The organism is Dactylococcopsis salina PCC 8305, from assembly GCF_000317615.1.
GTDB classification, from domain to species: Bacteria; Cyanobacteriota; Cyanobacteriia; order Cyanobacteriales; family Rubidibacteraceae; genus Halothece; species Halothece salina.
Genome location: NC_019780.1, coordinates 3,036,408 through 3,061,928, shown reverse-complemented (window position 1 = coordinate 3,061,928; position 25,521 = coordinate 3,036,408). Strand labels below are relative to the sequence as shown.

21 protein-coding genes, 2 tRNA genes, 3 rRNA genes and 3 pseudogenes are annotated in these 25,521 nt (G+C 44.1%); 13 read left to right on the top strand and 16 right to left on the bottom strand.

Going from position 1 to position 25,521, the window contains the following annotated elements:
• Positions 1-82: 82 nt before the first annotated feature.
• Positions 83-712 carry a hypothetical protein gene (locus DACSA_RS14710; RefSeq protein WP_198007577.1) on the bottom strand — a complete coding sequence of 210 codons (630 nt, stop codon included), beginning with the start codon at positions 710-712 and terminating at the stop codon, positions 83-85.
• Between the two features lie 296 nt (positions 713-1,008).
• Between DACSA_RS14710 and ahr the strand changes: the two are divergent.
• Positions 1,009-1,926 (top strand): annotated as a pseudogene (ahr, locus tag DACSA_RS14705) (NADPH-dependent aldehyde reductase Ahr); the annotation flags it as partial.
• A gap of 227 nt (positions 1,927-2,153) precedes the next feature.
• On the opposite strand, the pseudogene DACSA_RS23120 reads toward ahr, so the two are convergent.
• A pseudogene (locus DACSA_RS23120) lies at positions 2,154-2,613 on the bottom strand (Uma2 family endonuclease); the annotation flags it as partial.
• A 150-nt stretch (positions 2,614-2,763) separates the two neighbouring features.
• Between DACSA_RS23120 and thrS the strand changes: the two are divergent.
• On the top strand, positions 2,764-4,593 hold the full coding sequence (gene thrS / locus DACSA_RS14695; protein ID WP_015230508.1) for a threonine--tRNA ligase: 1,830 nt from the start codon (positions 2,764-2,766) through the stop codon (positions 4,591-4,593).
• A 3-nt stretch (positions 4,594-4,596) separates the two neighbouring features.
• Here the strand turns inward: thrS and ebsA are convergent, their stop codons facing one another.
• The gene (gene ebsA, locus DACSA_RS14690; RefSeq protein ID WP_015230507.1) at positions 4,597-4,974 is read right to left on the bottom strand and encodes a type IV pilus biogenesis protein EbsA; all 378 of its coding nucleotides are present in this window, start codon (positions 4,972-4,974) and stop codon (positions 4,597-4,599) included.
• Between the two features lie 79 nt (positions 4,975-5,053).
• Between ebsA and dusA the strand changes: the two genes are divergently transcribed.
• Positions 5,054-6,067, top strand: coding sequence for a tRNA dihydrouridine(20/20a) synthase DusA (gene dusA, locus DACSA_RS14685; protein WP_456297633.1), 1,014 nt, complete (start codon positions 5,054-5,056; stop codon positions 6,065-6,067).
• Positions 6,068-6,171: 104 nt separating this feature from the next.
• On the opposite strand, the gene DACSA_RS14680 is transcribed toward dusA, so the two are convergent.
• The 3 genes from DACSA_RS14680 to glyQ all read right to left on the bottom strand — a co-directional run bounded on the left by DACSA_RS14680 (position 6,172) and on the right by glyQ (position 9,927).
• Positions 6,172-8,343, bottom strand: a complete 2,172-nt coding sequence (locus DACSA_RS14680) for a ComEC/Rec2 family competence protein (RefSeq protein ID WP_015230505.1) — start codon at positions 8,341-8,343, stop codon at positions 6,172-6,174.
• Between the two features lie 155 nt (positions 8,344-8,498).
• Positions 8,499-8,975, bottom strand: a complete 477-nt coding sequence (locus DACSA_RS14675) for a DUF4079 domain-containing protein (protein WP_015230504.1) — start codon at positions 8,973-8,975, stop codon at positions 8,499-8,501.
• 46 nt (positions 8,976-9,021) lie between these two features.
• Complete coding sequence (gene glyQ, locus DACSA_RS14670) at positions 9,022-9,927, bottom strand: glycine--tRNA ligase subunit alpha (protein WP_015230503.1); 906 nt, start codon at positions 9,925-9,927, stop codon at positions 9,022-9,024.
• A gap of 299 nt (positions 9,928-10,226) precedes the next feature.
• On the opposite strand from glyQ, the gene DACSA_RS14660 reads away from it, so the two are divergent.
• From DACSA_RS14660 to rrf, 5 genes are all read left to right on the top strand, one after another.
• A 16S ribosomal RNA gene (locus tag DACSA_RS14660) occupies positions 10,227-11,715 on the top strand.
• Between the two features lie 113 nt (positions 11,716-11,828).
• Positions 11,829-11,902, top strand: a tRNA-Ile gene (locus DACSA_RS14655).
• A gap of 4 nt (positions 11,903-11,906) precedes the next feature.
• A tRNA-Ala gene (locus DACSA_RS14650) sits at positions 11,907-11,979 on the top strand.
• A gap of 107 nt (positions 11,980-12,086) precedes the next feature.
• Positions 12,087-14,902 (top strand): 23S ribosomal RNA (locus tag DACSA_RS14645).
• A 56-nt stretch (positions 14,903-14,958) separates the two neighbouring features.
• Positions 14,959-15,075 (top strand): 5S ribosomal RNA (gene rrf, locus DACSA_RS14640).
• Together the 16S, 23S and 5S rRNA genes with 2 tRNA genes alongside form the textbook arrangement of a ribosomal RNA operon.
• Positions 15,076-15,109: 34 nt before the next feature.
• On the opposite strand, the gene DACSA_RS14635 is transcribed toward rrf, so the two are convergent.
• From DACSA_RS14635 to DACSA_RS14610, 6 genes are all read right to left on the bottom strand, one after another.
• Positions 15,110-16,555, bottom strand: coding sequence for an aminotransferase class I/II-fold pyridoxal phosphate-dependent enzyme (locus DACSA_RS14635; RefSeq protein WP_015230502.1), 1,446 nt, complete (start codon positions 16,553-16,555; stop codon positions 15,110-15,112).
• Between the two features lie 166 nt (positions 16,556-16,721).
• Positions 16,722-17,792, bottom strand: coding sequence for an agmatinase family protein (locus tag DACSA_RS14630; protein WP_015230501.1), 1,071 nt, complete (start codon positions 17,790-17,792; stop codon positions 16,722-16,724).
• A 256-nt stretch (positions 17,793-18,048) separates the two neighbouring features.
• Complete coding sequence (locus DACSA_RS14625) at positions 18,049-18,420, bottom strand: DoxX family protein (RefSeq protein ID WP_015230500.1); 372 nt, start codon at positions 18,418-18,420, stop codon at positions 18,049-18,051.
• A 53-nt stretch (positions 18,421-18,473) separates the two neighbouring features.
• On the bottom strand, positions 18,474-19,343 hold the full coding sequence (locus DACSA_RS14620) for an aldose epimerase family protein (protein WP_015230499.1): 870 nt from the start codon (positions 19,341-19,343) through the stop codon (positions 18,474-18,476).
• A gap of 316 nt (positions 19,344-19,659) precedes the next feature.
• The gene (gene trpA / locus DACSA_RS14615) at positions 19,660-20,454 is read right to left on the bottom strand and encodes a tryptophan synthase subunit alpha (protein WP_015230498.1); all 795 of its coding nucleotides are present in this window, start codon (positions 20,452-20,454) and stop codon (positions 19,660-19,662) included.
• Complete coding sequence (locus DACSA_RS14610) at positions 20,451-20,798, bottom strand: DUF3007 family protein (protein ID WP_015230497.1); 348 nt, start codon at positions 20,796-20,798, stop codon at positions 20,451-20,453. Before DACSA_RS14610 ends, trpA begins: the two co-directional genes overlap by 4 nt.
• Positions 20,799-20,862: 64 nt before the next feature.
• Here DACSA_RS14610 and DACSA_RS22285 point away from each other — a divergent pair, with 64 nt between their 5' ends.
• Positions 20,863-21,015 (top strand): hypothetical protein, encoded by a 153-nt coding sequence (locus tag DACSA_RS22285; protein ID WP_156800815.1) that lies wholly within the window; start codon positions 20,863-20,865, stop codon positions 21,013-21,015.
• An 8-nt stretch (positions 21,016-21,023) separates the two neighbouring features.
• Here DACSA_RS22285 and ndhL read toward each other — a convergent pair whose 3' ends face one another.
• Positions 21,024-21,230: an NAD(P)H-quinone oxidoreductase subunit L gene (gene ndhL / locus DACSA_RS14605; protein ID WP_015230496.1), complete on the bottom strand. Its 207-nt coding sequence runs from the start codon at positions 21,228-21,230 to the stop codon at positions 21,024-21,026.
• 104 nt (positions 21,231-21,334) lie between these two features.
• On the opposite strand from ndhL, the gene DACSA_RS22645 reads away from it, so the two are divergent.
• Complete coding sequence (locus DACSA_RS22645) at positions 21,335-21,460, top strand: hypothetical protein (RefSeq protein WP_269544609.1); 126 nt, start codon at positions 21,335-21,337, stop codon at positions 21,458-21,460.
• Positions 21,461-21,469: 9 nt separating this feature from the next.
• On the opposite strand, the gene DACSA_RS22640 is transcribed toward DACSA_RS22645, so the two are convergent.
• The gene (locus DACSA_RS22640) at positions 21,470-21,592 is read right to left on the bottom strand and encodes a hypothetical protein (protein ID WP_269544608.1); all 123 of its coding nucleotides are present in this window, start codon (positions 21,590-21,592) and stop codon (positions 21,470-21,472) included.
• Between the two features lie 135 nt (positions 21,593-21,727).
• On the opposite strand from DACSA_RS22640, the gene DACSA_RS14595 reads away from it, so the two are divergent.
• Positions 21,728-22,246: a DoxX family protein gene (locus DACSA_RS14595; RefSeq protein WP_332248583.1), complete on the top strand. Its 519-nt coding sequence runs from the start codon at positions 21,728-21,730 to the stop codon at positions 22,244-22,246.
• Positions 22,247-22,248: 2 nt separating this feature from the next.
• Positions 22,249-22,686, top strand: coding sequence for a c-type cytochrome (locus tag DACSA_RS14590; protein WP_015230494.1), 438 nt, complete (start codon positions 22,249-22,251; stop codon positions 22,684-22,686).
• Positions 22,687-22,702: 16 nt separating this feature from the next.
• Here the strand turns inward: DACSA_RS14590 and DACSA_RS14585 are convergent, their stop codons facing one another.
• Positions 22,703-24,475: an N-acetylmuramoyl-L-alanine amidase gene (locus DACSA_RS14585; RefSeq protein ID WP_015230493.1), complete on the bottom strand. Its 1,773-nt coding sequence runs from the start codon at positions 24,473-24,475 to the stop codon at positions 22,703-22,705.
• Between the two features lie 152 nt (positions 24,476-24,627).
• Between DACSA_RS14585 and DACSA_RS14580 the strand changes: the two genes are divergently transcribed.
• The gene (locus tag DACSA_RS14580; protein ID WP_015230492.1) at positions 24,628-25,032 is read left to right on the top strand and encodes a hypothetical protein; all 405 of its coding nucleotides are present in this window, start codon (positions 24,628-24,630) and stop codon (positions 25,030-25,032) included.
• On the opposite strand, the pseudogene DACSA_RS23115 reads toward DACSA_RS14580, so the two are convergent.
• Positions 25,009-25,233: pseudogene (locus tag DACSA_RS23115) on the bottom strand (N-acetylmuramoyl-L-alanine amidase); the annotation flags it as partial. The gene DACSA_RS14580 and the pseudogene DACSA_RS23115 overlap by 24 nt on opposite strands.
• Between the last annotated feature and the right edge of the window lie 288 nt (positions 25,234-25,521).

Here is a 25,521-nt window from a genome sequence, read left to right as displayed (position 1 = left end):
AAGTTGTCAAGGTTCTGTACCCCGAAGGGTTCTTTACCAAGCTCTGGTTTATACTCCGCAGTTCGAGTGAACTACAGTGATTTCACCAGAAACGAATCGCACCGACAAGTTCCGCCCAAATTTTCCCGTGTTGAGGAAGGATTCTGATTTCTGCGACATTGGTATCGCCAATATAATTGACGGAGGGAATTGAAAATTCCTCTTTTCCTTTTACCCAATGTTCTTTAATCATTTTACTCATTGGCAAAAGCCAAGAGCCATTTTCGTGATTAAAACGAAGAGATTGGCGTGGAAAAGTAAAATTACATAACCCTCCTTTTGTTCTATAATTTGGGAGTTTTGGTTTCTGGTCAATTTCTCCGTTGAACCACATTATTAACAGTTCGTTATAAGACTTAAACGCCTCCTCGACTGATTTTAAGACTTGTTGACCTTGCTGTGCGCCTAGCCATTGATAATGCTGGTTTTCCTTAAACTCACTACAAAGTTGAGGATAACTAACTTTTACTTTTTTGTCTCTAAATTGACGACGAAAGCAGTCATTTTTATCGAAAAATTCTCTAACTCCGCAAGTGGCAAAGTGAGATTGTCTAATTTGATACACCACCGTGTTCCATAAGTTATTGGCTTCGTGACACAGAAACACCAAAACATCCCTAGTTTGGTCAGTGATGTTGCCTGTAAGAAGGATTTTTGTCGTCCTATATGACATTGCTTAAAGTGTGATGGTTCAGATATACTCTAAATGTAACTTCAATAATAGAATATGGCAAGAACCAAAAAGATGCAATTTAATGTCACAACTCAAGAGTATGAAACTTTGAAGAAAGTTGCTGAAAGGAAGAATTTGTCTATGGCAGAGGTGTTAAGAGACTACATTAAATCTTTGGACACAGAGGACTAAAGTCCTCATTCGCCATTCATGAGGGGCTGTGTGCGGAGGTTTCCTCCGCACCTTGAAAGCCCCGTCCATCCGTTCAAAACGGATGGCTCTCTGACTGGTGTATTGTAGAAATTGAAGTCGAATATTGTGGTATTTGTCACAGCGATGTGAGTGTCGTTGATAATGAGTGGGGCATTTCTCAATATCCCGTCGTCCCTGGTCACGAAGTGGTAGGAAAAATTGTGGCGGTTGGCGATGCGGTTAAAAACCTAAAAATCGGTCAGCAAGTGGGATTAGGCTGGTTTTCTGATTCTTGTATGACCTGTGAATGGTGTCTATCTGGGGATCACAATCTTTGTCAAGACTCAGAACAAACGATTATTGGTCGTTATGGTGGGTTTGCGGATAAAGTTCGCGCTCACGAAAATTGGGTGTTTTCTCTTCCAGAAGGGCTGAATCCAGAAACCGCCGGTCCCTTGTTTTGTGGGGGAATTACGGTTTTTAATCCCATTGTTCAGTTACAAATTAAAAGCACCGATCGCGTCGCTGTTTTAGGAATTGGTGGCTTGGGTCACATGGCATTACAGTTCCTAAATGCTTGGGGCTGTGAAGTCACCGCATTTTCGGGGAGTAGCGACAAAGAAGCAGAAGCGAAACGTCTCGGCGCTCACCATTTTATCAACTCTCGTGATCCAGAGGCCTTAAAAGGGTTAGAAAACAGCTTCGATGTTATCCTATCCACAGTTAACGCTGATTTAGATTGGGAAGGTTATCTTTCCGCTTTACGTCCTAGAGGGCGCTTGCATTTTTTAGGCGTTCCCCCGAACCCCATTGCAACTTCTATGTTCTCCCTCCTCTTTGGACAAAAATCCCTCTCTGCTAGTCCAGTGGGAAGTCCAGGCGTAACCGCTCAAATGCTCGAATTTATTGCTCGTAAACAGCTTGAACCCATGGTTGAGTTTTACTCCTTTGACCAGATTAATGAAGCAATGGATCGACTACGGGAGGGAAAACCCCGTTATCGCATCGTTTTGAAACGTTAAACTTTTGTTTGTTCGCTCCGTGAAATCATTAGTGGTCAGTTCCTGTGTTCTAGGAGAAGGGAAGTCAACCACATCATTAAATTTAGCGATCGCCGCCGCCAGTAGAGGAATAAGGTTTTGATGCAGGGTGCGTGACGATTGAGCGTTCAATTTCCTTGCACTTTTTTGAGGAGTTAAGAGCCTTAAAACCAGATGGTACGAGAGTTTTAGCTTTATTCAGCAAGCCCTAAATATTCTTGCACCCCATTACGACGATAAACCTGCTTTTTATCATGTAAATCATAGGAAACTGTGCTGGCAGTAACTTCGAAAACTAATTCTGGCGCACCTTCAATGTAATCATCCTCACTGATGCGCGATCGACCGCCAGCAGACTCCTCTAAACGCAGTAACCCGTCTGGTTGCGGTTCATTGTCTAAATCTAATCTTACAGTTGCGTTATCCCCCAACATCACTGCTGGCGTTGCCATTGCATAAATTCCCAACAATCGTGATCATCGTTGCATGAGGCTGACCATGAGACATAATTCTAACTGGTGATGGCACGTAAACTACTCCCTCAATTAATTCTGCTTTTTTTAAATTCGGCATTAGGTGATAACGACGTTCAAACTCACCACGAGACATTCGATCGCCATTTTCTAAACTCGGTTTTTTAGCTTGAGAAAAAACATCAGCAAGAGTCATCTGCTTCTCCCGTTACTCAACAAGTGGACATGATTTAATTCTACTTCCGATCGCCAATCTTAAACTGTAGCCCCTCATAAGCTAAAATGTAATCGCGCTTTAATGCTTTTCTAATCGTCCTTAAGCAACGATCACTCCTTAAAAATCAAAATGTCTAGTGTAGAATCTCCAGTAGCACAAGAAAACGCCGAACCGATTAAACTCCCCAAAACCAGCGAATCAGAAAAACTAAAACGCATTCGCCACACCACCTCTCACGTGATGGCAATGGCGGTACAAAAGCTGTTTCCAGACGCACAAGTTACCATTGGTCCCTGGACAGAAAACGGATTCTACTACGACTTTGATAAACCCGAACCCTTCACCGAACAAGACTTAAAAGCCATCAAAAAAGAGATGGTCAAAATCATCAAAAAGAAACTACCCGTCATCCGAGAGGAAGTCAGTCGAGAAGAAGCACAGCGACGCATTGAAGAACTACAAGAACCCTATAAACTAGAAATCCTCAGAGATATTGAAGGCGGTCCGATCAGCATCTATCATTTAGGGGAACAATGGTGGGATTTATGCGCGGGCCCCCACGTAGAAACTACTGCCGATTTAAATCCGAAAGCCATTGAGATTGAAAGTGTCGCTGGTGCTTATTGGCGTGGTGATGAAAACAACCCCCAGCTACAACGGATTTATGGCACAGCTTGGGAAACTCCCGAACAACTCGCAGAATACAAACGACGCAAGGAAGAGGCTTTAAGACGAGATCATCGTCGTTTAGGAAAAGAACTCGGTTTATTTCTCTTTAGTGATCCAGTGGGGCCAGGTTTGCCACTATGGACTCCGAAAGGAACACAGTTACGGACGCTTTTAGAGGATTTTCTAAAACAGGAACAACTCAAACGCGGTTACTCTCCTGTCGTGACTCCTCATATTGCCAGAGTGGATTTATTTAAAACCTCTGGACACTGGCAAAATTATCAAGAAGATATGTTCCCCATGATGGCAGAAGATGAAGCCGCCGCCGCCGAAGAACAAGGCTTTGTTCTCAAGCCCATGAATTGTCCGTTTCATATCCAAATTTATAAAAATGAACTCCATTCCTATCGTGATCTCCCAATTCGTCTGGCGGAGTTTGGAACGGTCTATCGTTACGAACAGTCTGGAGAGTTAGGGGGATTAACTCGCGTCAGAGGGTTTACTGTGGATGATTCCCACTTATTTGTTACTCCCGAACAGCTTGATGATGAATTTCTCAGTGTGGTTGATTTAATTCTTTCTGTGTTTAAGAGTCTTCAACTCAGTAATTTTAAAGCGCGGTTGAGTTTCCGTGATCCAGAATCAGATAAATATATTGGTTCAGAAGAGGCTTGGGAAAAAGCCCAGAATGCCATCCGTCGCGCTGTGGAAAATCTAGGAATGGATTATTTTGAAGGGATTGGTGAAGCAGCGTTTTATGGTCCGAAACTCGATTTTATTTTCCAAGATGTTTTAGAACGAGAATGGCAGTTGGGAACAGTACAGGTGGATTATAATTTACCTGAACGCTTCGATTTAACTTATATGGCAGAAGATGGGACAAGAAAACGTCCTGTAATGATTCATCGGGCGCCGTTTGGTTCTGTGGAACGGTTGATTGGGATTCTCATCGAACAGTATGCGGGAGATTTTCCCTTATGGCTTGCCCCAGAACAAGTGCGGTTGTTACCAGTGAGTCGAGATCAATATGATTTTGTGGAACAAGTCGCCCTAAAAATGCAACAAGCAGGGATTCGCGCGAAAGCTGATGTCAGTGGGGAACGATTAGGGAAGTTAATTCGTAATGCAGAAAAACAAAAAGTTCCAATGATGGCTGTTGTGGGTGCGAAAGAGGTGGAAGGAAATTGTTTGAGTGTGCGAACTCGCGCTTCGGGTGAGTTGGGAAGTATGGATGTTACAGAAGTGATCGAAAAGTTAAGTAACGCGATCGCCCGCTATGAGGAGTTTTAAGATTTAACTAACGGGGATTTGTAATAATTCCCGATAAAACTCTTTGGGAAAATCAATAATCCCTTCTTTCTGATGTATCCGAATCAGTTCAATTAAATGACCGATAAAATCTGCGTTTTGTACTACTAATTCGTAGCTTAATTCGGCATTACCACTAAACTGTAACTGGCAACGGATGTTTTCTAAAGGAAGCGAGGACACCGTCCAAGTCGAAACAAATGGGATTGCTTTTCCCCCCTCGATCGGGCGCTGTCCTTCCAGTCTTCCTTCTTTATAAAGACTCAGGGCTAAGGGTAGCCAACTTCTTTTGGTTCCTGGATAATAGGGATTGTAAGGTTTAACGATTTCTTTTCCTACAGGCTGTAAGTTAGGGAGTGGCATTTTAAATCTTGAGTTAGTGTTTGCTCATGCGGTCTCTTATGGGCTGGAAGTATTATACGTTCTCAACTCCGAAAGCACGATGATGGAATCAACTTTAGTCACTTCTTCTTTCTCTCAGCCTTTGTCTGTTAAGAGAGGAAATCCTCTCAGCGTTGCGCCGATGATGGATCGCACCGATCGGCATTTTCGCTATTTAATGCGCCAAATTACCCGCAAAACCTTACTCTATACCGAAATGGTGACGATTCCAGCGATTATCAACGGCGATCGATCAAAATTGCTGGATTTCTCTCCAGAAGAACATCCCTTAGCCTTACAAATCGGTGGCGATGACCCCGAAAAAGCGGCAGAATGCGCTCGTATTGCCGAGGATTGGGGGTATGATGAAATTAATCTCAATGTGGGTTGTCCGAGCGATCGGGTTAAAAGTGGGAATTTTGGCGCTTGTCTGATGGCGCAACCAGAGAAGGTGGCAAAAGTGGTGGAAGCCATGCAAAACGCGGTTAGTCTTCCGATAACTGTTAAACACCGCATTGGCATTGATGAGCGCGATCGCTACGAAGATATGAGCTACTTTGTTCGTGTCGTTTCCGACGCTGGTTGTCAACGATTTACAGTTCATGCGAGGAAAGCGTGGTTACAAGGATTAAGCCCCAAAGAAAACCGCAATGTTCCTCCGTTGCGTTATCAAGATGTTTATCGTCTCAAACAGGAGTTTCCTCATCTTTTTGTTGAAATCAATGGCGGAATTAAAACCCTTGCTGAGATTAAGGAACATTTGCATCACCTTGATGCCGTGATGATCGGACGAGCCGCTTACGATAATCCGAATTTATTTTCCAGCGTCGATCGAGAAATTTATGGGGAAGACTCTTCTCCTCCCACAATGAAAGAAGTGGTAAAAGCAATGTTTCCCTATCTAGATTATTGGGTGAATCGCGGTGTAAAACTTAATAGCATGACTCGTCATTTAATTCATATCTTTAATGGACAACCTGGGGCGAAAGCATGGCGTAGATATCTCACAGAAAAAGGATGTCAACCTCATGCTGGTGCGGAAGTAGTAGAACAGGCTTTAGAATTATTAACATGATCGATCAAAATTATAGACAAAAAGTAGGTTGGGTGGAGTAAAGCGAAACCCAACACAAAATTAACACTGATAAGAATGAACTTTTTTTCTATTTTTAGCAAAGTTCAGAAAAGAACGTAAGAAGTCCACTGTATTGCCCCATCTTCTCCAGTGACATGAACATTGATTTTTTTTTGTTGCAAATCTTGTTTTAATTCTTCTAAAATTTCATTACTAACCAGAATAACAGTTTTGGGTTTTAAAATTGCTAACCAACTTCGATCTAAACGTTTTCCCTCCCATAATAAAACATCGATCGCTTTTAAATCTTCGGGAAAACTAGAGATACTCCGAGTTGGATTTTCTAAGAATCCCCAGCTTTTTTTGTTTAAATTAATGGTAAAAATAGAATTAATCCTTTCTAGAGTTAATCCTCGATTTTTTAGTAAATCAAATGGTTTTTTAATCACTGCTTGAACATTGAACAAACTTTCAACTTCTCTGGTTGTAATTTGAGAATTAAACAGACTTTTTATGGAAACGTTCTCTAGTAAATATTGCCATTTATTTTGAGATGATAGAGCGATCGCGCTGTCGATTGTTTGCACTCCTTCCTGTTGCAAAAATGGCAAGATTGTATATTGGATTGTGTTTTCATCACCACAATTAATTAAAGTTGTATGACCGCGATTTTGGATCAAAATAACCGCAGGTTTTTCCGTTGCAAAAACGGTGATCTGTTGCAAGGTAAATTGTTTATAAATAACGGGAAAAATCAGGAGCGCGATCGCACTTAGTGAAACCAACTTCCAATATTTTTGACCTTGAGGAACACGCCACACAAAAAGGATTAAACTATAAACAGTTAAAAGTTGCCATAAAGCAATTTTTCCAAATAACAAATAACTCGCAGGGAGTCGATTAAAAACAGATACTAAACTAATTAATCCTTGTGTTGGATAAGATAATAATAGCGCAATTAAGCTACCGAGATCAGAAACTAACAACCCAATAAAACCACTCAGCATTCCTCCTAAAATAATCAAAATCGCTAAAGGAGTCGCTAGAATGTTAAGCAGAATGCTGTAAGGAGCAACTGTACCAAAATAGAATAATTGTAACGGAAAAATCCAAACAAAAGCAACGATCGGAACAGCAATAAGTGTCGCTAACGTAGGCGGTAAAAACTCTAACTTATCTAAAAAATTAGGAATCGTAACAATCAATCCCAGTGTTGCTAAAAAGCTAAATTGAAACCCTAAATCAATAATCCATAACGGATTAATCAGTAATAAAATAGTTGCAATCATCAACAAAGATTTAACCGCGTCAAATTTCCTGTCAGTGACTAACCCAATTAAACCAGCAATTCCCATCAAACTTGCTCTTAAAATCGACGGCTGTAAACCCGTTAATCCCACATAAAGCAATAGTATTCCTAACCCAATTATTAAACTAATCGAGGCTCTAAAGCGTTTAGTAATTACTAAAATAAAGCCCAAAAGTAGAGAAACATGAAACCCCGAAGCCGCTAAGAAATGAGCCAACCCCGCTCTTAAAAATTCCTCTTGTAACTCATAAGGTAAACTAACGGCTCTTCTCCCTAAAACCATCGAACTAACTAACATTCCTTTGGGAGAGTCTAAGGCTTTTTGATGAACCTTGATGATGCGATCGCGCAACCGCCAAAACCCCCAATTATTCTTCTGAATTACTGTTAGTTCTCGTCCACTAATACCAGCAAAAGCACCATTTCGTTTAAGATATTCCTTAAAATCAAACTGTCCTGGATTTTTGGGAGTTGATGGTTGATACAGATAGCCCGTAATTTCTATTTTTGAACCAGAAGAAATCTTGTCTTCTAAATTTAGTGGAATCGTAGCGTAGAGTTTCCCCTCAACAGCCATATTTTTCTGGTCATTGTTAACCGTTTCTGTCTCTAACCAAAATCTTAACTTTCCCGATCGGTTTCGGGTAGGAGAATTGATAACTTTTCCCATAACTGTGGCACTAATTCCATTAGTATCTGAGGGAATAATTTGACTAACATCGTTACTTTTTGCGGTAGGGAAACGGAGATAAAAGTAAAAAAAGCTGGTTAAGATAATTAAAATAATGACTAACAGAGAGCGCGATCGTAACCCCAACCATTGATGATAAGAAGCAAACTTCCAAGCCAGTCCACCTGTAATTAATCCAAAAATCAGAATAGTCAGCGCATATTGATCGATTGCGGAAGTAATCAAAAGACCCAAAATATAGGCTAAACAAAAAAGCGGAATATCCTTCCCATACATTTTCCTTAAAATGCTGAAATGTTTGCGAGTAATTGCTTACTAATATAGCAACTAATTGAAGAGAGCGAGTAGGTTGGGTAAATGGAAGCGAACCCAACCTAGTTCATAGAAATAGAAACTGGTTTTTCTTAGAATCTTAAACGCTCTTTGATATCCTAAATTGCTAAACCTAATTTCAAACCTAGCAAAGCGTGAATCACCATAATTGCTAAAGCCAAACTCCCTAAAATAGCATGAGCGGTTCTCAATTGTTTTTTCTCACCACCAAAGCCACTCAAAGAAATTAAGCCATTGACAGCCAGCAATCCTAAAACAACCGTTCCTGTTATAAAATGCGGACTTTCCAAAATCGGTTCTTGTTGCATAACTAATGATAGTAAACCACCTGTGTAACCTAACGCCATAAACGTAAACATCCAGGGAGCGAGTTTACGGTGGTTACTACGGTTTTCAATGATCACTGCTTCCTCATTAGCTAAACGTCCTTTCCAACCAGTAATTCCCACAAATGTTCCCATCACAAAAATAACAATTCCCATCATTGCGGGATGTCCCCAATGGGTAATCGGTTCAGGAAGATTTAGGGAACGAAAAAACTGCGCGATCGGTTCTAATAATTCTGTAAGATTCATCAATTGTTCTCCTCATGTTCAAGATTTTTTAAGCAGCAATATAAGACTAACTGGATTTAAGCAAAGGAAATCCTAACTGTTCTCGCTGTTCATAATACCGTTGAGCCGTTTTCCGAGCCAAAGCACGAATGCGACCAATATATCGGGTTCGCTCGGTTACTGAAATCACTCCTCTGGCTTCGAGCAAGTTAAACGTATGAGAACACTTGAGAACATAGTCTAAACTCGGTAGAACTAACCCTTTGTCTATCAGTTGGTTTGCTTCTTGTTCATAAAGAGTAAACAATTGGAACAATAACTCAGGGTTAGACGCTTCAAAATTATAAGTACATTGTTCAATTTCCCCTTGTAGATGAACGTCTCCATAATTCAGTTCATCATTCCACTGAATTTTCGGGAGCGCATCAACTTCCTGTAAATACATAGCAATCCGTTCTAACCCATAGGTAATTTCAATGGAAACGGGATCACAGTCAATTCCCCCACACTGTTGGAAATAAGTGAACTGAGTAATTTCCATCCCATCGAGCCAAACTTCCCAGCCGACTCCCCAAGCTCCTAAAGTAGGAGATTCCCAATTATCCTCTACAAATCGCACATCATGATCTTCTGGTTGAATCCCTAACGCTCGTAACGAGTCTAGGAATAACTCTTGGATATTCGAGGGAGAGGGTTTAATGAGAACTTGATACTGATAATAGTGTTGAAACCGATTCGGGTTTTCCCCATAGCGTCCATCTGTGGGACGACGACACGGCTCAATATAAGCAACCGACCAAGGTTCCGGTCCGATCGCCCGTAGAAAAGTATGAGGACTCATTGTTCCCGCTCCCTTTTCTGTGTCGTAAGGCTGGGCAATAAGACAAGCGCGTAGGTCGGAGACCGAGCTGAAGGCATCGCGCCAGAACTGATTTAAAGTTGCCACTACGGACTGGAAATTTTTTGCAGACATTCTCGATTCTTCCCCAATATTGCGATCAATGTGCTTTTCACATTCTGCCACAATCCCCAGCCAGCAAGGAACAGAAAAAAAGTCAGAAAAAACTTGAAAAAAGGGTTGACACTTCTTGAAATAACCCCTATATTAGTGAATGCGCTCGAAACGGAGGCGGTCACGCCCACCGAAACCGAGCCACCTGAACCTAGACAAATTCATAAGTTGGAAAAGCCTAAGTTAACGGTAAAACGTTAACGCTTCCACGTCAAATTTATTAAAACGGAAACGTAGAAACAAACGAGCCGCAGGTTCTCAACATGGAGAGTTTGATCCTGGCTCAGGATGAACGCTGGCGGCGTGCTTAACACATGCAAGTCGAACGAAGTCTTCGGACTTAGTGGCGGACGGGTGAGTAACGCGTGAGAATCTACCTTCTAGATGGGGACAACCGTTGGAAACGACGGCTAATCCCCAATACGCCGAAAGGTGAAATGGTTTTCCGCTAGAAGAGGAGCTCGCGTCCGATTAGTTAGTTGGTGGGGTAAAAGCCTACCAAAGCGTCGATCGGTAGCTGGTCTGAGAGGATGAGCAGCCACACTGGGACTGAGACACGGCCCAGACTCCTACGGGAGGCAGCAGTGGGGAATTTTCCGCAATGGGCGAAAGCCTGACGGAGCAACGCCGCGTGTGGGAAGAAGGCTCTTGGGCTGTCAACCACTTTTCTCAGGGAAGAATGACTGACGGTACCTGAGGAATCAGCCTCGGCTAACTCCGTGCCAGCAGCCGCGGTAATACGGAGGAGGCAAGCGTTATCCGGAATTATTGGGCGTAAAGCGTCCGCAGGGGGCGCATCAAGTCTGCTGTCAAAGGTCGGAGCTTAACTCCGGTGTGGCAGTGGAAACGGGTGCGCTAGAGGGCGACAGGGGTAGAGGGAATTCCCAGTGTAGCGGTGAAATGCGTAGAGATTGGGAAGAACACCGGTGGCGAAAGCGCTCTACTGGGTCGCACCTGACCCTCAGGGACGAAAGCTAAGGTAGCGAAAGGGATTAGATACCCCTGTAGTCTTAGCCGTAAACGATGGATACTAGGCGTGGTTTGTATCGACCCAAGCCGTGCCGAAGCTAACGCGTTAAGTATCCCGCCTGGGGAGTACGCACGCAAGTGTGAAACTCAAAGGAATTGACGGGGGCCCGCACAAGCGGTGGAGGATGTGGTTTAATTCGATGCAACGCGAAGAACCTTACCAGGGCTTGACATCCCGCGGATCCCCATGAAAGTGGGGAGTGCCTTCGGGAACGCGGAGACAGGTGGTGCATGGCTGTCGTCAGCTCGTGTCGTGAGATGTTGGGTTAAGTCCCGCAACGAGCGCAACCCTCGTCCTTAGTTGCCAGCATTAGGTTGGGAACTCTAGGGAGACTGCCGGTGACAAACCGGAGGAAGGTGAGGATGACGTCAAGTCAGCATGCCCCTTATGCTCTGGGCGACACACGTCCTACAATGGTCGGGACAGAGGGAAGCGAACTCGCAAGAGCCAGCAAATCCCATCAAACTCGGCCTCAGTTCAGATAGCAGGCTGCAACTCGCCTGCTTGAAGGAGGAATCGCTAGTAATCGCCGGTCAGAATACGGCGGTGAATTCGTTCCCGGGCCTTGTACACACCGCCCGTCACACCATGGAAGCTGGCCAAGCCCGAAGTCGTTACCCTAACCCGTGTGGAGGGGGGCGCCGAAGGCTGGGCTAGTGACTGGGGTGAAGTCGTAACAAGGTAGCCGTACCGGAAGGTGTGGCTGGATCACCTCCTTAAAAGGAGACCCAAGGTAGGGGAAACTCTGAAAAAGAAGTAAGAGAGACCCTTCAACTCCGAGGTCGGTCGTGGTAGAAATCAGTAGGCTTTTCCAACCGGGTTTGGGGAACCTGGGCTATTAGCTCAGTTGGTTAGAGCGCACCCCTGATAAGGGTGAGGTCCCTGGTTCAAGTCCAGGATAGCCCATAGCGGGGGTATAGCTCAGTTGGTAGAGCACCTGCCTTGCACGCAGGGAGTCAGCGGTTCGAGTCCGCTTACCTCCATACAAGGATTCAGCACCGTTAGGATAGCTAACGACTGCTGGACACTTGTCCAGACCAGAACCTTGAAAACTGCATAATCACCAAGAAAGTTAAGGAAACTTAACCGAGGTCAAGCGAAAAAGAGCTAACGGTAAAGCCCTAGGCACATCGAGGCGAAGAAGGACGTGGTAACCGACGAAACGTTGCGGGGAGCTGGAAATAAGCCTAGAGCCGCAAGTATCCGAATGGGGCAACCCCAAGAACGGTCTGCTGAATCTATAGGCAGAAACGAGCCAACGCGGCGAACTGAAACATCTTAGTAACCGTAGGAAAAGAAAACAAGAGTGATTCCCCTAGTAGCGGCGAGCGAACGGGGAGCAGCCTAAACCTCCCACTGCGGTGAGAGGGGTCGTGGGACAGCAATGGTCAGACGGAGACTCTTAAACGAAGCAACTGAAAACTGCACCAGAGAGGGTAAAAGTCCCGTAGTTGAAAAGGAAAACCGCTGCGCTGAATCCCGAGTAGTTCGGAACACGAGAAATTCCGAGTGAATCAGCCAGGACCACCTGGTAAGGCTAAATACTCCGATGTGACCGATAGCGAACCAGTACCGCGAGGGAAAGGTGAAAAGAACCCCGGCGAGGGGAGTGAAAAAGAACGTGAAACCGTTAGCTTACAAGCAGTGGGAGGACGATGAAACGTCTGACCGCGTGCCTGTTGAAGAATGAGCCGGCGAGTAATTAGTCGTGGCCGGTTAAGCTCACGAAGAGCGAAGCCCAAGGGAAACCGAGTCTGAAAAGGGCGTAAGTCACGGGTAATTGACCCGAACCCGGGTGAACTAACCATGACCAGGAGGAAGCTTGGGTAGTACCAAGTGGAAGTCCGAACCGACCAACGTTGAAAAGTTGGCGGATGAGTTGTGGTTAGCGGTGAAATGCCAATCGAACTCGGAGCTATCTGGTTCTCCCCGAAATGCGTTTAGGCGCAGCAGCGAAGAAAAAGCAGTGGGGGTAAAGCACTGTTTCGCTACGGGCTGCGAAAGCGGTACCAAAGCGAGACAAACTCAGAATACCATTGTGAAAATCGTGAGTGAGACGGTGGGGGATAAGCTTCATCGTCAAGAGGGAAACAGCCCAGACCACCAGCTAAGGTCCCGAAATGATGGCTAAGTGAAAAAGGAGGTAGGAACGCCAAGACAACCAGGAGGTTTGCCTAGAAGCAGCCACCCTTAAAAGAGTGCGTAATAGCTCACTGGTCAAGCGTTCCCGCGCCGAAAATGAACGGGGCTAAGTCATCTACCGAAGCTGTGGACAGGATAACTGTGGTAGGGGAGCGTTCTATCAAGGGAGAAGCACTAGCGGCAAGCAGGTGTGGACGAGATAGAAGTGAGAATGTCGGCTTGAGTAGCGAAAACTTTGGTAAGAATCCAAAGCCCCGAAACCCTAAGGGTTCCTCCGGAAGGCTCGTCCGCGGAGGGTTAGTCGGGACCTAAGGCGAGACCGAAAGGTGTAGTCGATGGACATCGGGTGAATAATCCCGAACGACTGAGTGGGAGCAACACCGGGACGCATGAAAATAGGTGATACCCTGAATGGATTGGGAGGAAGTTACGACTTCCGCATCACTGAAGTTAGTGCCAAGAAAAGCGGTAGTTGTGAAGAAAGCCAGTCCCCGTACCCGAAACTGACACAGGTAGGGAGGTAGAGCATACCAAGGGGCGCGAGAAAACTCTCTCTAAGGAACTCGGCAAAATCACCCCGTAACTTCGGGAGAAGGGGTACCAGCGAGAGCTGGTCGCAGTGACCAGGCCCAGGCGACTGTTTACCAAAAACACAGGTCTCTGCCAACTCGAAAGAGGAAGTATAGGGGCTGACGCCTGCCCAGTGCTGGAAGGTTAAGGAAGTCGGTTAGCTTCGGCAAAGCTGGCAACCGAAGCCCCAGTGAACGGCGGCCGTAACTATAACGGTCCTAAGGTAGCGAAATTCCTTGTCGGGTAAGTTCCGACCCGCACGAAAGGCGTAACGATCTGGGCGCTGTCTCGGAGAGAGGCTCGGCGAAATAGGAAAGTCTGTGAAGATACGGACTACCGACACCAGGACAGAAAGACCCTATGAAGCTTTACTGTAACCTGAAGTGGGGTTCGGGCTGAGCTTGCGCAGGATAGGTGGGAGGCGAAGAAAGTTTCCTCGTGGGGAAACTGGAGCCATCGGTGAGATACCACTCTGGTTCAGCTAGAATTCTAACCTTCACCCGTAAGCCGGGGAAGGGACAGCTGCAGGCGGGCAGTTTGACTGGGGCGGTCGCCTCCAAAAAGGTAACGGAGGCGCGCCAAGGTTCCCTCAGGCTGGTTGGAAATCAGCCGCAGAGTGCAAAGGCAGAAGGGAGCTTGACTGCGAGACCGACAAGTCGAGCAGGGACGAAAGTCGGCCTTAGTGATCCGACGGCGCTGCGTGGAAAGGCCGTCGCTCAACGGATAAAAGTTACTCTAGGGATAACAGGCTGATCTCCCCCAAGAGTTCACATCGACGGGGAGGTTTGGCACCTCGATGTCGGCTCATCGCAACCTGGGGCTGAAGTCGGTCCCAAGGGTTGGGCTGTTCGCCCATTAAAGCGGTACGCGAGCTGGGTTCAGAACGTCGTGAGACAGTTCGGTCCATATCCGGTGTCGGCGTTAGAGCATTGAGAGGAGCCTTCCTTAGTACGAGAGGACCGGGAAGGACGCACCGCTGGTGTACCTGTTATCGTGCCAACGGTAAACGCAGGGTAGCCAAGTGCGGAGCGGATAACCGCTGAAAGCATCTAAGTGGGAAGCCCACCTCAAGATGAGTGCTCTCATTCTGTCAAGGAAGTAAGGTCACAGGAAGAACACCTGTTTATCGGTGCTCGGTGGTAGTCTGGTAACAGATGAAGCCAAGGCATACGAACCGACCGAGGGCTTGATCTTGATTCTTGGTGATGTGCAGTCTTCAAGGTTCTGCTTCCGACAGAATCACAGCCTTTCCTGGTGCTGAAGGCGCGGTGGAACCACTCCGATCCATCCCGAACTCGGGTGTGAAACGCTGCAGCGGCGAAGATACTTGACGGGACACTGTCTGGGAAAATAGCTCGGTGCCAGGTTCATTTTTCTCCCACCTCGCGGTGGGTTTTTTATTTATTCATCCATCACTTGTAATTGATTTAAACTGCTATCACTACAGCCTCGAATACTAATTTGATTACCGAAAGTCAACATTTCTTGTAAATATTTTATTGCTTCTTTTGTAATAATTTCTCCTGGCATTAAAACAGGAATTCCTGGCGGATAAGGACACAGTAATTCTGCACTAATTTTTCCTACTGTTTCTGATAAAGGTAAGGCTTTTTCAGATGCGAAAAATGTCGCCCTTGGAGAAATAAATTGACCGATCGGGGGCAAACGTGATATTTGCGGAGACAATACAGTATTGTGTCCTCTTTCCTGTTTCAATTGCCTTAACCCATTAATTACTGCGTTAATATCATCTATAAAATTGCCAAAAGTCACCACAAAAGTGAGAGTTTTAGCGGTGGGTAATTCCGCAGTTACAGCCAATTGATCATGTAATATCTCATCGGCGGCAAAACCAGTTAACCCCAGTGCTGACACATCAATCGTAATTCGTGTTCGGTCTAATTCTTGGCAGCCGGCTTGAGGACAAGCGGGAGAAAAGAGATTAATATTGGGGAGGGCTTTAATTTGCGATCGAGCTTCCTCTGACAAAGCAAGGGCGGAGTCTAACAGTTGGTTTCCTTGTGTCTCCACTTGTTCTCTTGCTGCATCAAGAGACGCTAATAATAAATGGCTCGGACTACTAGACTGTAAGCACTGTAAAGCAAACTCGATCGATGCGGGATTCACCCGTTTTCCTTGCAAATGGAGCAAAGAAGCCTGAGTCAGTGCGCCGAGGGTCTTATGGAGGGATTGTATCACCACATCTGCTCCTAGAGCCAGAGGAGAGGGAGGAAACTGAGAATGAAAGCCAAAATGAGCGCCATGTGCGGCATCAACAATGAGAGGAATATTGTAGGAATGGGCAAGATTCGCTAAGGTTGGTATGTCAGCGCATACCCCTTGATAGGTGGGAGAAACGACCAGAATCGCTTTAATATCATCATCTTGGGAAAGAGTTTGTTCAACGGCTTCGGGAGTGATGGTATAGGGAAGATCAAAGTTTGAATCATAGACAGGATTGATAAAAATTGGAATCGCTCCCGAAAAAATTAAGCCCCCAATGGCACAAGAATGAACAGTACGGGGTAGTATAATTTTGTCACCGTCTTTACAGGTGGCTAAGATAGCAGCCATAACACCAGAAGTTGAACCATTGGCTAAAAACCAACTTTGATCCGCACCGAAGGTTTTAGCGGCGAGGTCTTGTGCTGTTTTCATCACCCCTGTTGCGGGTAATAAATTTCCAAATTCTGGTAACTCTGGCAAGTCGTAGCGAAACACTTTTTCTCCCCATAATTCTGATAATTTTTCGGAGATTCCTTTTCCCTGTTTATGTCCAGGAACATAAAAGGCGGCATGGGGACGATTCCCACTCTTTTTTAGTGCATCTAAAAACGGAGTGTTCATAATTAATATCAAGTTCGGGTAATTGCTTATGATTGCTGTTGGATTACATTTGATTTCACCCAACCTACACATTTGGTGTTTAATTGCTGTTGGGTTACATTTGATTTCACCCAACCTACACATTTGGTGTTTAATTGCTGTTGGGTTACATTTGATTTCACCCAACCTACGAGGATGATTGATTTTTTCTCTGGGAAGCAAACATAAAGTTAGCTAATTTATAAGCCAGTCTTGCGCCAACATTTCCATCCCATTCATCGTCAGGATTTTTGAGATTAGGAGAAACTTCGCATAAATCAAAACCAATGATTTGTTTTCCTACTTTTACCAGCGTTTCTATTAAAAAAATTGCTTGATTAAAGTCTAACCCACCCGGAACTGGTGTTCCTGTATGAGGACAAAAATGAGGATTTAAGCCATCAATATCGAAACTAATATAAACTTGTTCGGGTAAACAATTAATAATTTCTTGGCATTGATCTAACCACACATACCCTTGATATGCTTTATTTTTCATTTCCCAATCTGTAAACCAATATGCTCGTTTATCGGCTTTTGCTTGTTCAATTTCTCCTTGAGAAAAATCTCTGATTCCTACCTGTACTAAATGAGAAATTTCTGATAATTTTAAGGCATTGTGCATGATGGAAGCATGAGAATAAGTAAACCCTTCATAGGCATTTCTTAAGTCGGCATGAGCATCAATTTGTAAAATTCCATAGTGATTATATCTTTCGCTTAATGCTTTCATTAAACCAAATGGTACACTATGATCACCGCCGATTAAACCAATTAATTTATTCTGATCTAAGAGCAAACAACTTTGTTCGTAAACCCAGTCGTTCAGTTTTTCGGAAGCCTCGTTAATGATTTCTAGCTCAGGCTGAATTGTTGAATCGTTATGATGTCCTCCTGCTTCTTGATATTCGATAATATTTTTCGCTATTGCTCGCATTTTGTCATTTTTGGCTCTAATTTTTTCATCAATTGGTAGAGTATAATGACCGATTTTCCATGCTTCGTAAACATGGTAATCTGTTGGTTCTAATTGTACAGATGCCTCAATAATTGCTTGCGAACCTTTTGCTGTTCCCGCGCCATAAGATGTCGTCGCATCCCAAGGTACTGGAAAAAATACAATTGTTGATTCTTCTAAGGAATAAGGAAACCCTAAAAATTGACCATTGGGACGAGAAATGTCATCAGGATCGATTAAATTAGGGGAGGATTGTTTCATTCTTTTATTGCTAGTTTTTCAATGCTTATCAACTTAATAACTATGGGAATTGTCTTATTTTCTACAATCAAACTTCATTTATCAGTAAGCAGTGAATTAATAATCGATTGGTAATTGGTGACTGCTTAACTGGTCACTGATTGGTGTTGGGTTTCGCTTCGCTCCACCCAACCTACTTTTGATCAATAATACAATTTTGGAAATTTTTAAGTGGTATAAATTGCGATCGAGCATTGAGTTTTTTTAAGACGATAAGTTATTCTGAATCAAGACTAACCGCACCAGCACCAGTTTGAATCAGTAATAACAAACCGCCAATTAAAGCGAGGTTTTTGAAAAAAGCGATTCTTTCCCCTGGATCAACCCAAAAATCGTGAAAAATGAGAGTCGTTGGAATGAGAAACACAATTAAAATTACTGCTCCCCATTGCACTTTAAATCCCAGTAAAAGTGAGATTGCACCAACGAACTGAAAAATAATATTTCCAGCTAACAATAAAGCGGGTAAAGGTAAACCCATTTCTCCCATTCTTGCTTGAGTAGCACTGAAATCAGAGAAGTTACCAAATGCTCCTTGAAAGAAGATTAAACAGAGACAAATGCGACCAAATAAGGGTAAATAACTCATGGCTAAGACAATATTTATTTTGCTTAAGTAGGGGGCTATTCACCCCTCATATTTTAGGCGATTTCAAATACGACTTGTAGTTGTTTACTTTCCCAAGCTGGAATCACTAATAAATCTTCTCCTGTGTTAAGGGCGTTTCTAGGGGCTGTCCAAGGTTCGAGACAAGCAAAGTCTTTCCCTTTTACTATCCAAAATACCGCCGTTGTGTATTCGGGGGAAAAAGTTAAATTAATCTTAAAGCCTCGATCGGGCAATTCTAAACTGGTTTTTTGACGGGATAAAGGACGAAGTTGAGCATCTATTTCGTCTCTTTCCAGATCAAATTTACCGTCATAGGAAAAGGTTTTTTGTTCGACGTTATCTTTATATTCTGTAGCGGGAATATCTAGTGTCATTTGATTTTTATCTGTCACCGCAAAGTAGGGATGTAACCCTGTAGAAAAAGGCATCGGTTGACTAGAATTATTCTGATAAGTCTGATCTAGGGTGAGGGTATTTCCTTTTAAACGATAGGTGAAGGTTACTTCAAAATCGAAGGGATAACTCGATCGCGTTTCATCATTACTCCTTAAAACTAGCGTCAAAGCTGCACCATTTTCGGTGTTTCTTGTGGTCACTTCCCAGGGTAAATCACGAGCGAAACCATGACGCTTTAAATGATATTCTGTGTCTTGGTGAAGGTATCGATCATCTGGTAAATTCCCACAGATGGGAAATAAAATCGGAATCCCTCCCCTAACACTTTTTTCTGGGTCTTGAAATCGCTCCCAATCCATGTAAAATATTTCTTGTCCCTGTATGCGCCAACTGGTGACAACTCCTCCTCTTTCAGGAACAATTTCAAGGCGACTTTGTTTGTCTTCATCGGATAGAATATAAATCCGATATTGTTCTTCTTGTTTGAGTGCGATTGTATAAGTCATTGTTTTTGCTATTAATTATTTATTGATGATTGGTGTTGGGTTACATTTCATTTCACCCAACCTACATACATAGGTATTGGGTTAGATTTCATTTCACCTAACCTACATAGGTGTTGGGTTACATTTCATTTCACCTAACCTACATAGGTGTTGGGTTGCATTTCATTTCACCCAACCTACAGATATAGGTGTTGGGTTAGATTTCATTTCACCCAACCTACATAGGTGTTGGATTAGATTTCATTTCACCCAACCTACATAGGTGTTGGGTTGCATTTCATTTCACCCAACCTACATCAACAAGGCTAATTTAGCATTAAATCGCGGCTTTCAAACTCCGACAAAAAGTTTCTATTGCTTTTAATCCTGCTTCTGGGGAATCTGCTTCTGCTAAACGACGCACAAAGGCACTACCTGCGATTACCCCATCCGCCCCCCAGGCTTTAATTTGGGCTGCGTGTTCAGGCTGAGAAACCCCAAAACCAACACAAATGGGTTTATCGGTTGCCTCGCGTAATAAGGGTAATAATTCTTTGACTCTTGCGCCCACTTCGGTGCGAGTTCCTGTGACACCAGTAACGCTAACCAAATAGACAAAGCCTTGAGATTTTTGTGCGATCGCGCTGATTCTGGCTTCGGGAGAGGTGGGGGCGACTAAAAGGGTGACTTCAATGCCATATTCTTGGGCGGGGTTTAATACGGTTTCCGCTTCTTCGAGGGGAATATCAGGAATGACTAATCCTTTCACTCCTGCTTGGGAGATACGACTGAGAAAGGAATGGACTCCTTGATAATAAATGGGATTATAGTAGGAAAAGAGGACGATCGGGGCGGTTATTTTCTTTCCCACTGTCTCCACCACTGCTAACACATCCTCTAGTTTTACTCCTTGTTTTAAGGCACGAGTGGCGGCAGCTTGAATCACGGGGCCATCGGCAAGGGGATCGGAATAGGGAACGCCTAATTCGATTAAATCTGCACCGGCGCGATCGAGCAATTCTAGGGCTTTTACCGTCGTTTCTAAATCGGGATCACCGGCGGTAAGGAAAGGAATCAAGGCACATTTTCCGTTTTCACGGAGGGTTTGAAAACATTGAGAAACCGTGTTCATTGTTCGTTTTTATCTTCTGTTTGTTCAGTAGAAGAAGATTCAGCGGCTTTTTCTGCTTCCACTTCTTTTTGCAGTTGTTCCAATTCTTCGTTTGTCATTTCTTCTAAGCGTTTTTGAATCACTGCTTCTTCATAGTCTCGGAGTTGTTTATTATAAGTCATATCTTGCGTGACTACCCGAAAAATATAGGTACTCACCCAACCGATTAAGGCGGCGACTAATAACACTTGACTCCAAACTCCTGCATTTTGGGAACTTAATCCAAAAACTCGCAAGAGGAGATAGGCGACTCCCCCAGCAATGAAAACGCCTAATGTGAGTCCGATCGCGTCTATTCGTCGCATACATTACTTCTCTTGTACGATTTAATGAGGTAACTTTGCCCCCTAACCCCCAAGTTTGGGGAAGATGGGGGAGATGGGGGAGATGGGGGAGATGGGGGAGATGGGGAAGATGGGGAAGAAAAATCGCTCCCTTGTCTCTCTTGTCTCTCTTGTCTCCCTTGTCTCCCTTGTCTCCCTTGTCTCCCTTGTCTCCATATCTGTTTTCAGGAGGCACTAATCCGAGGTTTAAATTTCTCGACGTTTGGGGCGAAAATTCAAAAATGGACTGAGTAGCAGTAACCCTGGAAAGAAGAAAAATACGAGAAAATACATAAAGGTGCGCTCGATCGAGCTTGCAACATACCAGCGTTGCTGTAGATAAAAATAGGTCAAACCTGGAATAATCAGCAAATAGAGTCCGCCTAACGCCAAATATAAGCCTGCAATTAGCATAAATCTATATTTATTATCGTTCTTTACACCCTCCTATCTTATCGTGCTGTTGCTGATTTTCTTCCAGTTCGGAGACTTTTGCTTCTAAAGTTTGTACTCTTTCTTTGAGTTCAATCACCAAGGTGGCGAGACGATCGAACATTTCCGAAGAAGGATTAATCGTCTGTTGGCGTGGGGAAGGAAGAGACGGAGAGGGAGAAGGCGCTGATCGATCGACTCTCGAAATCTGAGATTCTAGGTTAGAAAGGCGCGATCGCGCGCTGAAACACTTCTGCTTCCAAGCGGGAAAGGCGAGACTCTAAACCGATACTTTGAGCATTACTGAAACGGGGAATTAAGACAAATCCTAACACCAATAACAAGCAGAATCACCCCAAACTTTGTTTTAATCTCATCATCTTCTCTTGGCTTATGTTGTCGCTTATAACTAATTAGTTATAAAATAATAATAGAACCTAATGGCATTTCAAAGTGAAACCAAAGGAGGGATGAACCCGATGCCAAATCTATTATCCGCGATCTTTCGTTCTAACCTAACACCAAATTACTGGTCACAAGGAACATGGACGATATTAAGAGTCGTCGTAGGACTTTTTATGATTCACAACGGGATTGACAAACTATCCGATGTTGAATCATTCGCCGAGGCTTATGTAGAAGTCATTGGCTTACCCTTTCCCATCTTTTTCAGCTATGTTGCGGGTTATACAGAACTAATTGCCGCCCCATTAGTGGCTTTAGGATTGTTCACACGACCCGCCGCCTTACTCAATTTTTTCACCATGGCGATTGCTGACTACCATCACGTTTTAGTGGCTGGTTTTAGTATTCCTTATTTAGAATTAGCGACCATTTATGCAGCCGCGTTTCTCTTCTTTGCGGTTAATGGCGGTGGAATCTTCTCCCTAGACACATTTATTGGAAGCTGGATCAATAATCAAATCGCAGCTAGGGAAGCAGAAAAAGAAGAAGCATCTGACTGTTTTCCTGTAGAAATCAATCGGGAGGTTAATTAAAAATGAATCTGAAAAAAATTCTTGCGCTTATTTTCGTCGTGACTTTTTTAATCAGTGGATGCGGTCGTTCTGAGGCAACTGAAGACAATCAATCCCAAGCCCCGAAAACTGAAGAAACATCGACCACTCCAACAACCGAGGAAAAGGAAGTCGTTTTTGAGCGAGAGGCGGCGAACTTAGAAAACGGAAAAAAAGTTTTTCTCGCCCAAGCCAATTGCACTCAATGTCATCGAGGCGGCCTCAACACTGTCATCGCCAATAAGCATTTAGGTCAAGATGCTCTAGAAAAATATAACATGGATTCCATGGCAGCGATCGCGCAACAGGTTAGAAACGGCAAAAACGCGATGCCCGCTTATGGAAGACGATTAACAGACGAACAGATTCGAGATGTCGCCGCCTATGTTTTGGATCAAGCAGAAAAAGGCTGGACAAACTAATTGCCACAGTGTTTAGTTAGCGCTGACTTGCTTGATGCTTTTTTCGCCACCAAACCTGTATTCCTTGCGCGATCGTCGCTGCCAGTTTTTCTTGCTCTTGCGGATTCATAATCCATTCAAACTCAGTGGGATGAATCATAAATCCTAACTCTAATAGTACCGCAAGTGTCGTATGAGGACGAGTGAGGGCGAGAGTATTCCAAAACACACCATAAGACGGGCGATCGCGCTCCTCAACTAAATAATTGTGGAGAAACACCGCCAAATCGTGAGCAGGTGGATTGTACCAAAACATCCCAATCCCAGAAGTATTGATTGCGTCTCCATCATCAGGAAGCGCATTATAGTGGATCGAAAGGGCGATCGTCGGTTGGAGTTCATTAATCATCGCCACTCGTTCCCCCAAAGACACAAAGCGATCGGTTTCTCGCGTCAGATAAACCGTTGCGCCGAGTTTTTCCAACTCCTCCCGTAATAACTGAGAAACCTTCAGATTCACTGATTTTTCGGGATAACCAGTGGGTCCCCTTGCTCCCAACTCTTCTCCGCCGTGACCAGGATCAACTAAAATTCGCATTCCTGTTAAAGGTAAAGCTGATCTTGGGGAAACTTCGGGAGGATGTTTCAGGGATAAAATCAGACGACTCCCTTCATATCGCAATTGGTAGCCCCATTGTTGTTCCGATTTGAGATGAAACGTATATCGCACTCGATCGGAGTCTAATTGTTCCCAGTCTAAACGTTCAACGAAAGGGTTATCATCGAAGCGGATCGTATCGGTTTGAGCCGTAGTATGGTGAAGGGTGAGGGTAAACGTTTCTTTACCTTGTTTCACGCTCACTGGAACTGGAACTTGTAGCGGAAAAACCACTTCTGTCGCGTTTTCCTTCTGTTCTCCCTGAATGCTACGAATCACCGTTTGAGGCTGAACCGCATTCGGTTTAACTTGAGTTTCCGCCGCATTAATCCAACCCCCATAACGCAAGCGTAGCCATTCTCCCTCTCTTCCATCGACAATTCCCATCGTACCTTGAGGAAGTGGCGTTAAACGAGAATAGCTCGTTCCAGGACCCGTACGCGCAGCCCCCGATTGGGAAGTAATTTCCACCACAGGTAACGCTTCTGGGGAAAGAATGGTAATGTTAGCGGTATCAGAAGCGGTGATCGTTTTTTCGTCTAATTGCATTTGATAAATCGGGTTTCCGAGATTACCCGTCGCGGTTGCGGTGAAACATCCTCGGTAAAGTTGGGTAAGCTCAGGAAGAGGGTCATTTTGTCCCGTTAAAACCGCGTAATTGGGGGGTAAAGGATGCTGTGATTGCGGTAGAAGGGGAATTATATTTCCTTGTAATGTCACTGAAACTTGTGCTTGTGGTGATCCGATCGCAGAGAGACAAATCAATTCTCCTGCTCGGCGCTCGATCGGGACTGAAGGCGTGAGAGAATTAGGAGCAAACCCACCTGTTTCGGGAGGTTCAGGAACAGGGGAAACGCGAGTAACTGTTATCTTTCTTTCTTGATTGTTGTAACGTAGAGTAAAGTTATTCTCTCCTCTTTTTAGGGGGAAACTGGGAGCAAAATGTCCAGCTTTACTTTGTGGAATCGGGTTTCCGTTAATGTAAACGGTAGCGGAGGCTGTACCAATGAAAAAAATTCGATCGGCGGTGGTTTCGTGTTGCGGTGGGGGATAAACTAGATTGAAATCTGATGGAGTGTCTCCAAACGCTGGAAAACTGAGCGTTGTCGTTGCAATTAGTCCACAGAGAATAGAGGGAAATAAAGGCTTCATATTTGGTCTTTTTAAGCTAGACGATTTATGGCACTGAATCGGTAAAATTTTAGAGAAGCCTAAAGCTGAATCTCAGTTAAAAGTTGTTTTTTGCGATTAGTGTTAAGCTCAGTGATAAAAATCATATTAAATATATTAGAGGAGAGAAATCAATGATGATTATTGTTGGCATTATAATTGGTCTGGCGGGTCTGGCGATCGGAGCGGGAGCAGTTTTCGTTTGGAAAAATAATGAAGTGACCCAAACCAAAGAAAAGTATCAGAAACAACTAGAAGCTCAGAAAAAACAGTTAGAACAAGACCATCAAAGACGCATTGAAGAAACAACCAAACTCCTCCAACAAAACTATCAGCAACAGATGGAAGAACAGATTCAGGAAAGAGTACAACAAGAAGTAGCAGTCGCACAAGAAAACGCACAAGCAGAAGTTACGCAAATTCGTCAGGAATTAGAACAAACTCGTCAACAGTTAGCGGTTCAAGAAAATTATCAAGCGCAAGTCGAGGAATTACGGAAAGAACTAGAGTCGTTTTTAAGCGAGAGGCGGCGAACTTAGAAAACGGAAAAAAGCCTGTATTCCTTGCGTGATCGTCGCTGCCAGTTTTTCTTGCTCTTGCGGATTCATAATCCATTCAAACTTAGTAGGATGAATCATAAATCCTAACTCTAATAGTACCGCAAGTGTCGTATGAGGACGAGTGAGGGCGAGAGTATTCCCAAACACACCAGAAGACGGGCGATCGCGCTTCTCAACTAAAATTCGCATTCCTGTTAAAGGTAAAGCTGATCTTGGGGAAACTTCGGGAGGATGTTTCAGGGATAAAATCAACTGGAACTGGAACCTTGCAGTGAGCGTGAAACGGATGCTTGTGGTGATCCGATCACAGAGAGACAAATCAATTCTCCCCCTCGGCGCTCGATCGGGACTGAAAGCGTGAGAGAATTAGGAGCAAACCCAACTGTTTCGGGAGGTTCAGGATTTGGTAAGATTTTCAGTTTCCCAACAGCAAGCCCTCAGTTAAAAGTTGTTTTTTTTGCGATTAGT

What these genes read in the sequence shown, in the direction of transcription:
- glyQ (WP_015230503.1), bottom strand. Translation starts at nt 9,927, where the DNA reads ATGTCTGCAAAAAATTTCCAGTCCGTAGTGGCAACTTTAAATCAGTTC.
- DACSA_RS14635 (WP_015230502.1), bottom strand. Translation starts at nt 16,555, where the DNA reads ATGAACACTCCGTTTTTAGATGCACTAAAAAAGAGTGGGAATCGTCCC.
- ebsA (WP_015230507.1), bottom strand. Translation starts at nt 4,974, where the DNA reads ATGCCACTCCCTAACTTACAGCCTGTAGGAAAAGAAATCGTTAAACCT.
- dusA (WP_456297633.1), top strand. Translation starts at nt 5,054, where the DNA reads ATGATGGAATCAACTTTAGTCACTTCTTCTTTCTCTCAGCCTTTGTCT.
- DACSA_RS14710 (WP_198007577.1), bottom strand. Translation starts at nt 712, where the DNA reads ATGTCATATAGGACGACAAAAATCCTTCTTACAGGCAACATCACTGAC.
- DACSA_RS14610 (WP_015230497.1), bottom strand. Translation starts at nt 20,798, where the DNA reads ATGCGACGAATAGACGCGATCGGACTCACATTAGGCGTTTTCATTGCT.
- DACSA_RS14675 (WP_015230504.1), bottom strand. Translation starts at nt 8,975, where the DNA reads ATGAATCTTACAGAATTATTAGAACCGATCGCGCAGTTTTTTCGTTCC.
- DACSA_RS22285 (WP_156800815.1), top strand. Translation starts at nt 20,863, where the DNA reads ATGGGGGAGATGGGGGAGATGGGGGAGATGGGGGAGATGGGGAAGATG.
- trpA (WP_015230498.1), bottom strand. Translation starts at nt 20,454, where the DNA reads ATGAACACGGTTTCTCAATGTTTTCAAACCCTCCGTGAAAACGGAAAA.
- DACSA_RS14620 (WP_015230499.1), bottom strand. Translation starts at nt 19,343, where the DNA reads ATGACTTATACAATCGCACTCAAACAAGAAGAACAATATCGGATTTAT.
- DACSA_RS14595 (WP_332248583.1), top strand. Translation starts at nt 21,728, where the DNA reads ATGCCAAATCTATTATCCGCGATCTTTCGTTCTAACCTAACACCAAAT.
- DACSA_RS14590 (WP_015230494.1), top strand. Translation starts at nt 22,249, where the DNA reads ATGAATCTGAAAAAAATTCTTGCGCTTATTTTCGTCGTGACTTTTTTA.
- DACSA_RS14625 (WP_015230500.1), bottom strand. Translation starts at nt 18,420, where the DNA reads ATGAGTTATTTACCCTTATTTGGTCGCATTTGTCTCTGTTTAATCTTC.
- DACSA_RS14630 (WP_015230501.1), bottom strand. Translation starts at nt 17,792, where the DNA reads ATGAAACAATCCTCCCCTAATTTAATCGATCCTGATGACATTTCTCGT.
- DACSA_RS14680 (WP_015230505.1), bottom strand. Translation starts at nt 8,343, where the DNA reads ATGTATGGGAAGGATATTCCGCTTTTTTGTTTAGCCTATATTTTGGGT.
- DACSA_RS14585 (WP_015230493.1), bottom strand. Translation starts at nt 24,475, where the DNA reads ATGAAGCCTTTATTTCCCTCTATTCTCTGTGGACTAATTGCAACGACA.
- DACSA_RS14580 (WP_015230492.1), top strand. Translation starts at nt 24,628, where the DNA reads ATGATGATTATTGTTGGCATTATAATTGGTCTGGCGGGTCTGGCGATC.
- thrS (WP_015230508.1), top strand. Translation starts at nt 2,764, where the DNA reads ATGTCTAGTGTAGAATCTCCAGTAGCACAAGAAAACGCCGAACCGATT.
- ndhL (WP_015230496.1), bottom strand. Translation starts at nt 21,230, where the DNA reads ATGCTAATTGCAGGCTTATATTTGGCGTTAGGCGGACTCTATTTGCTG.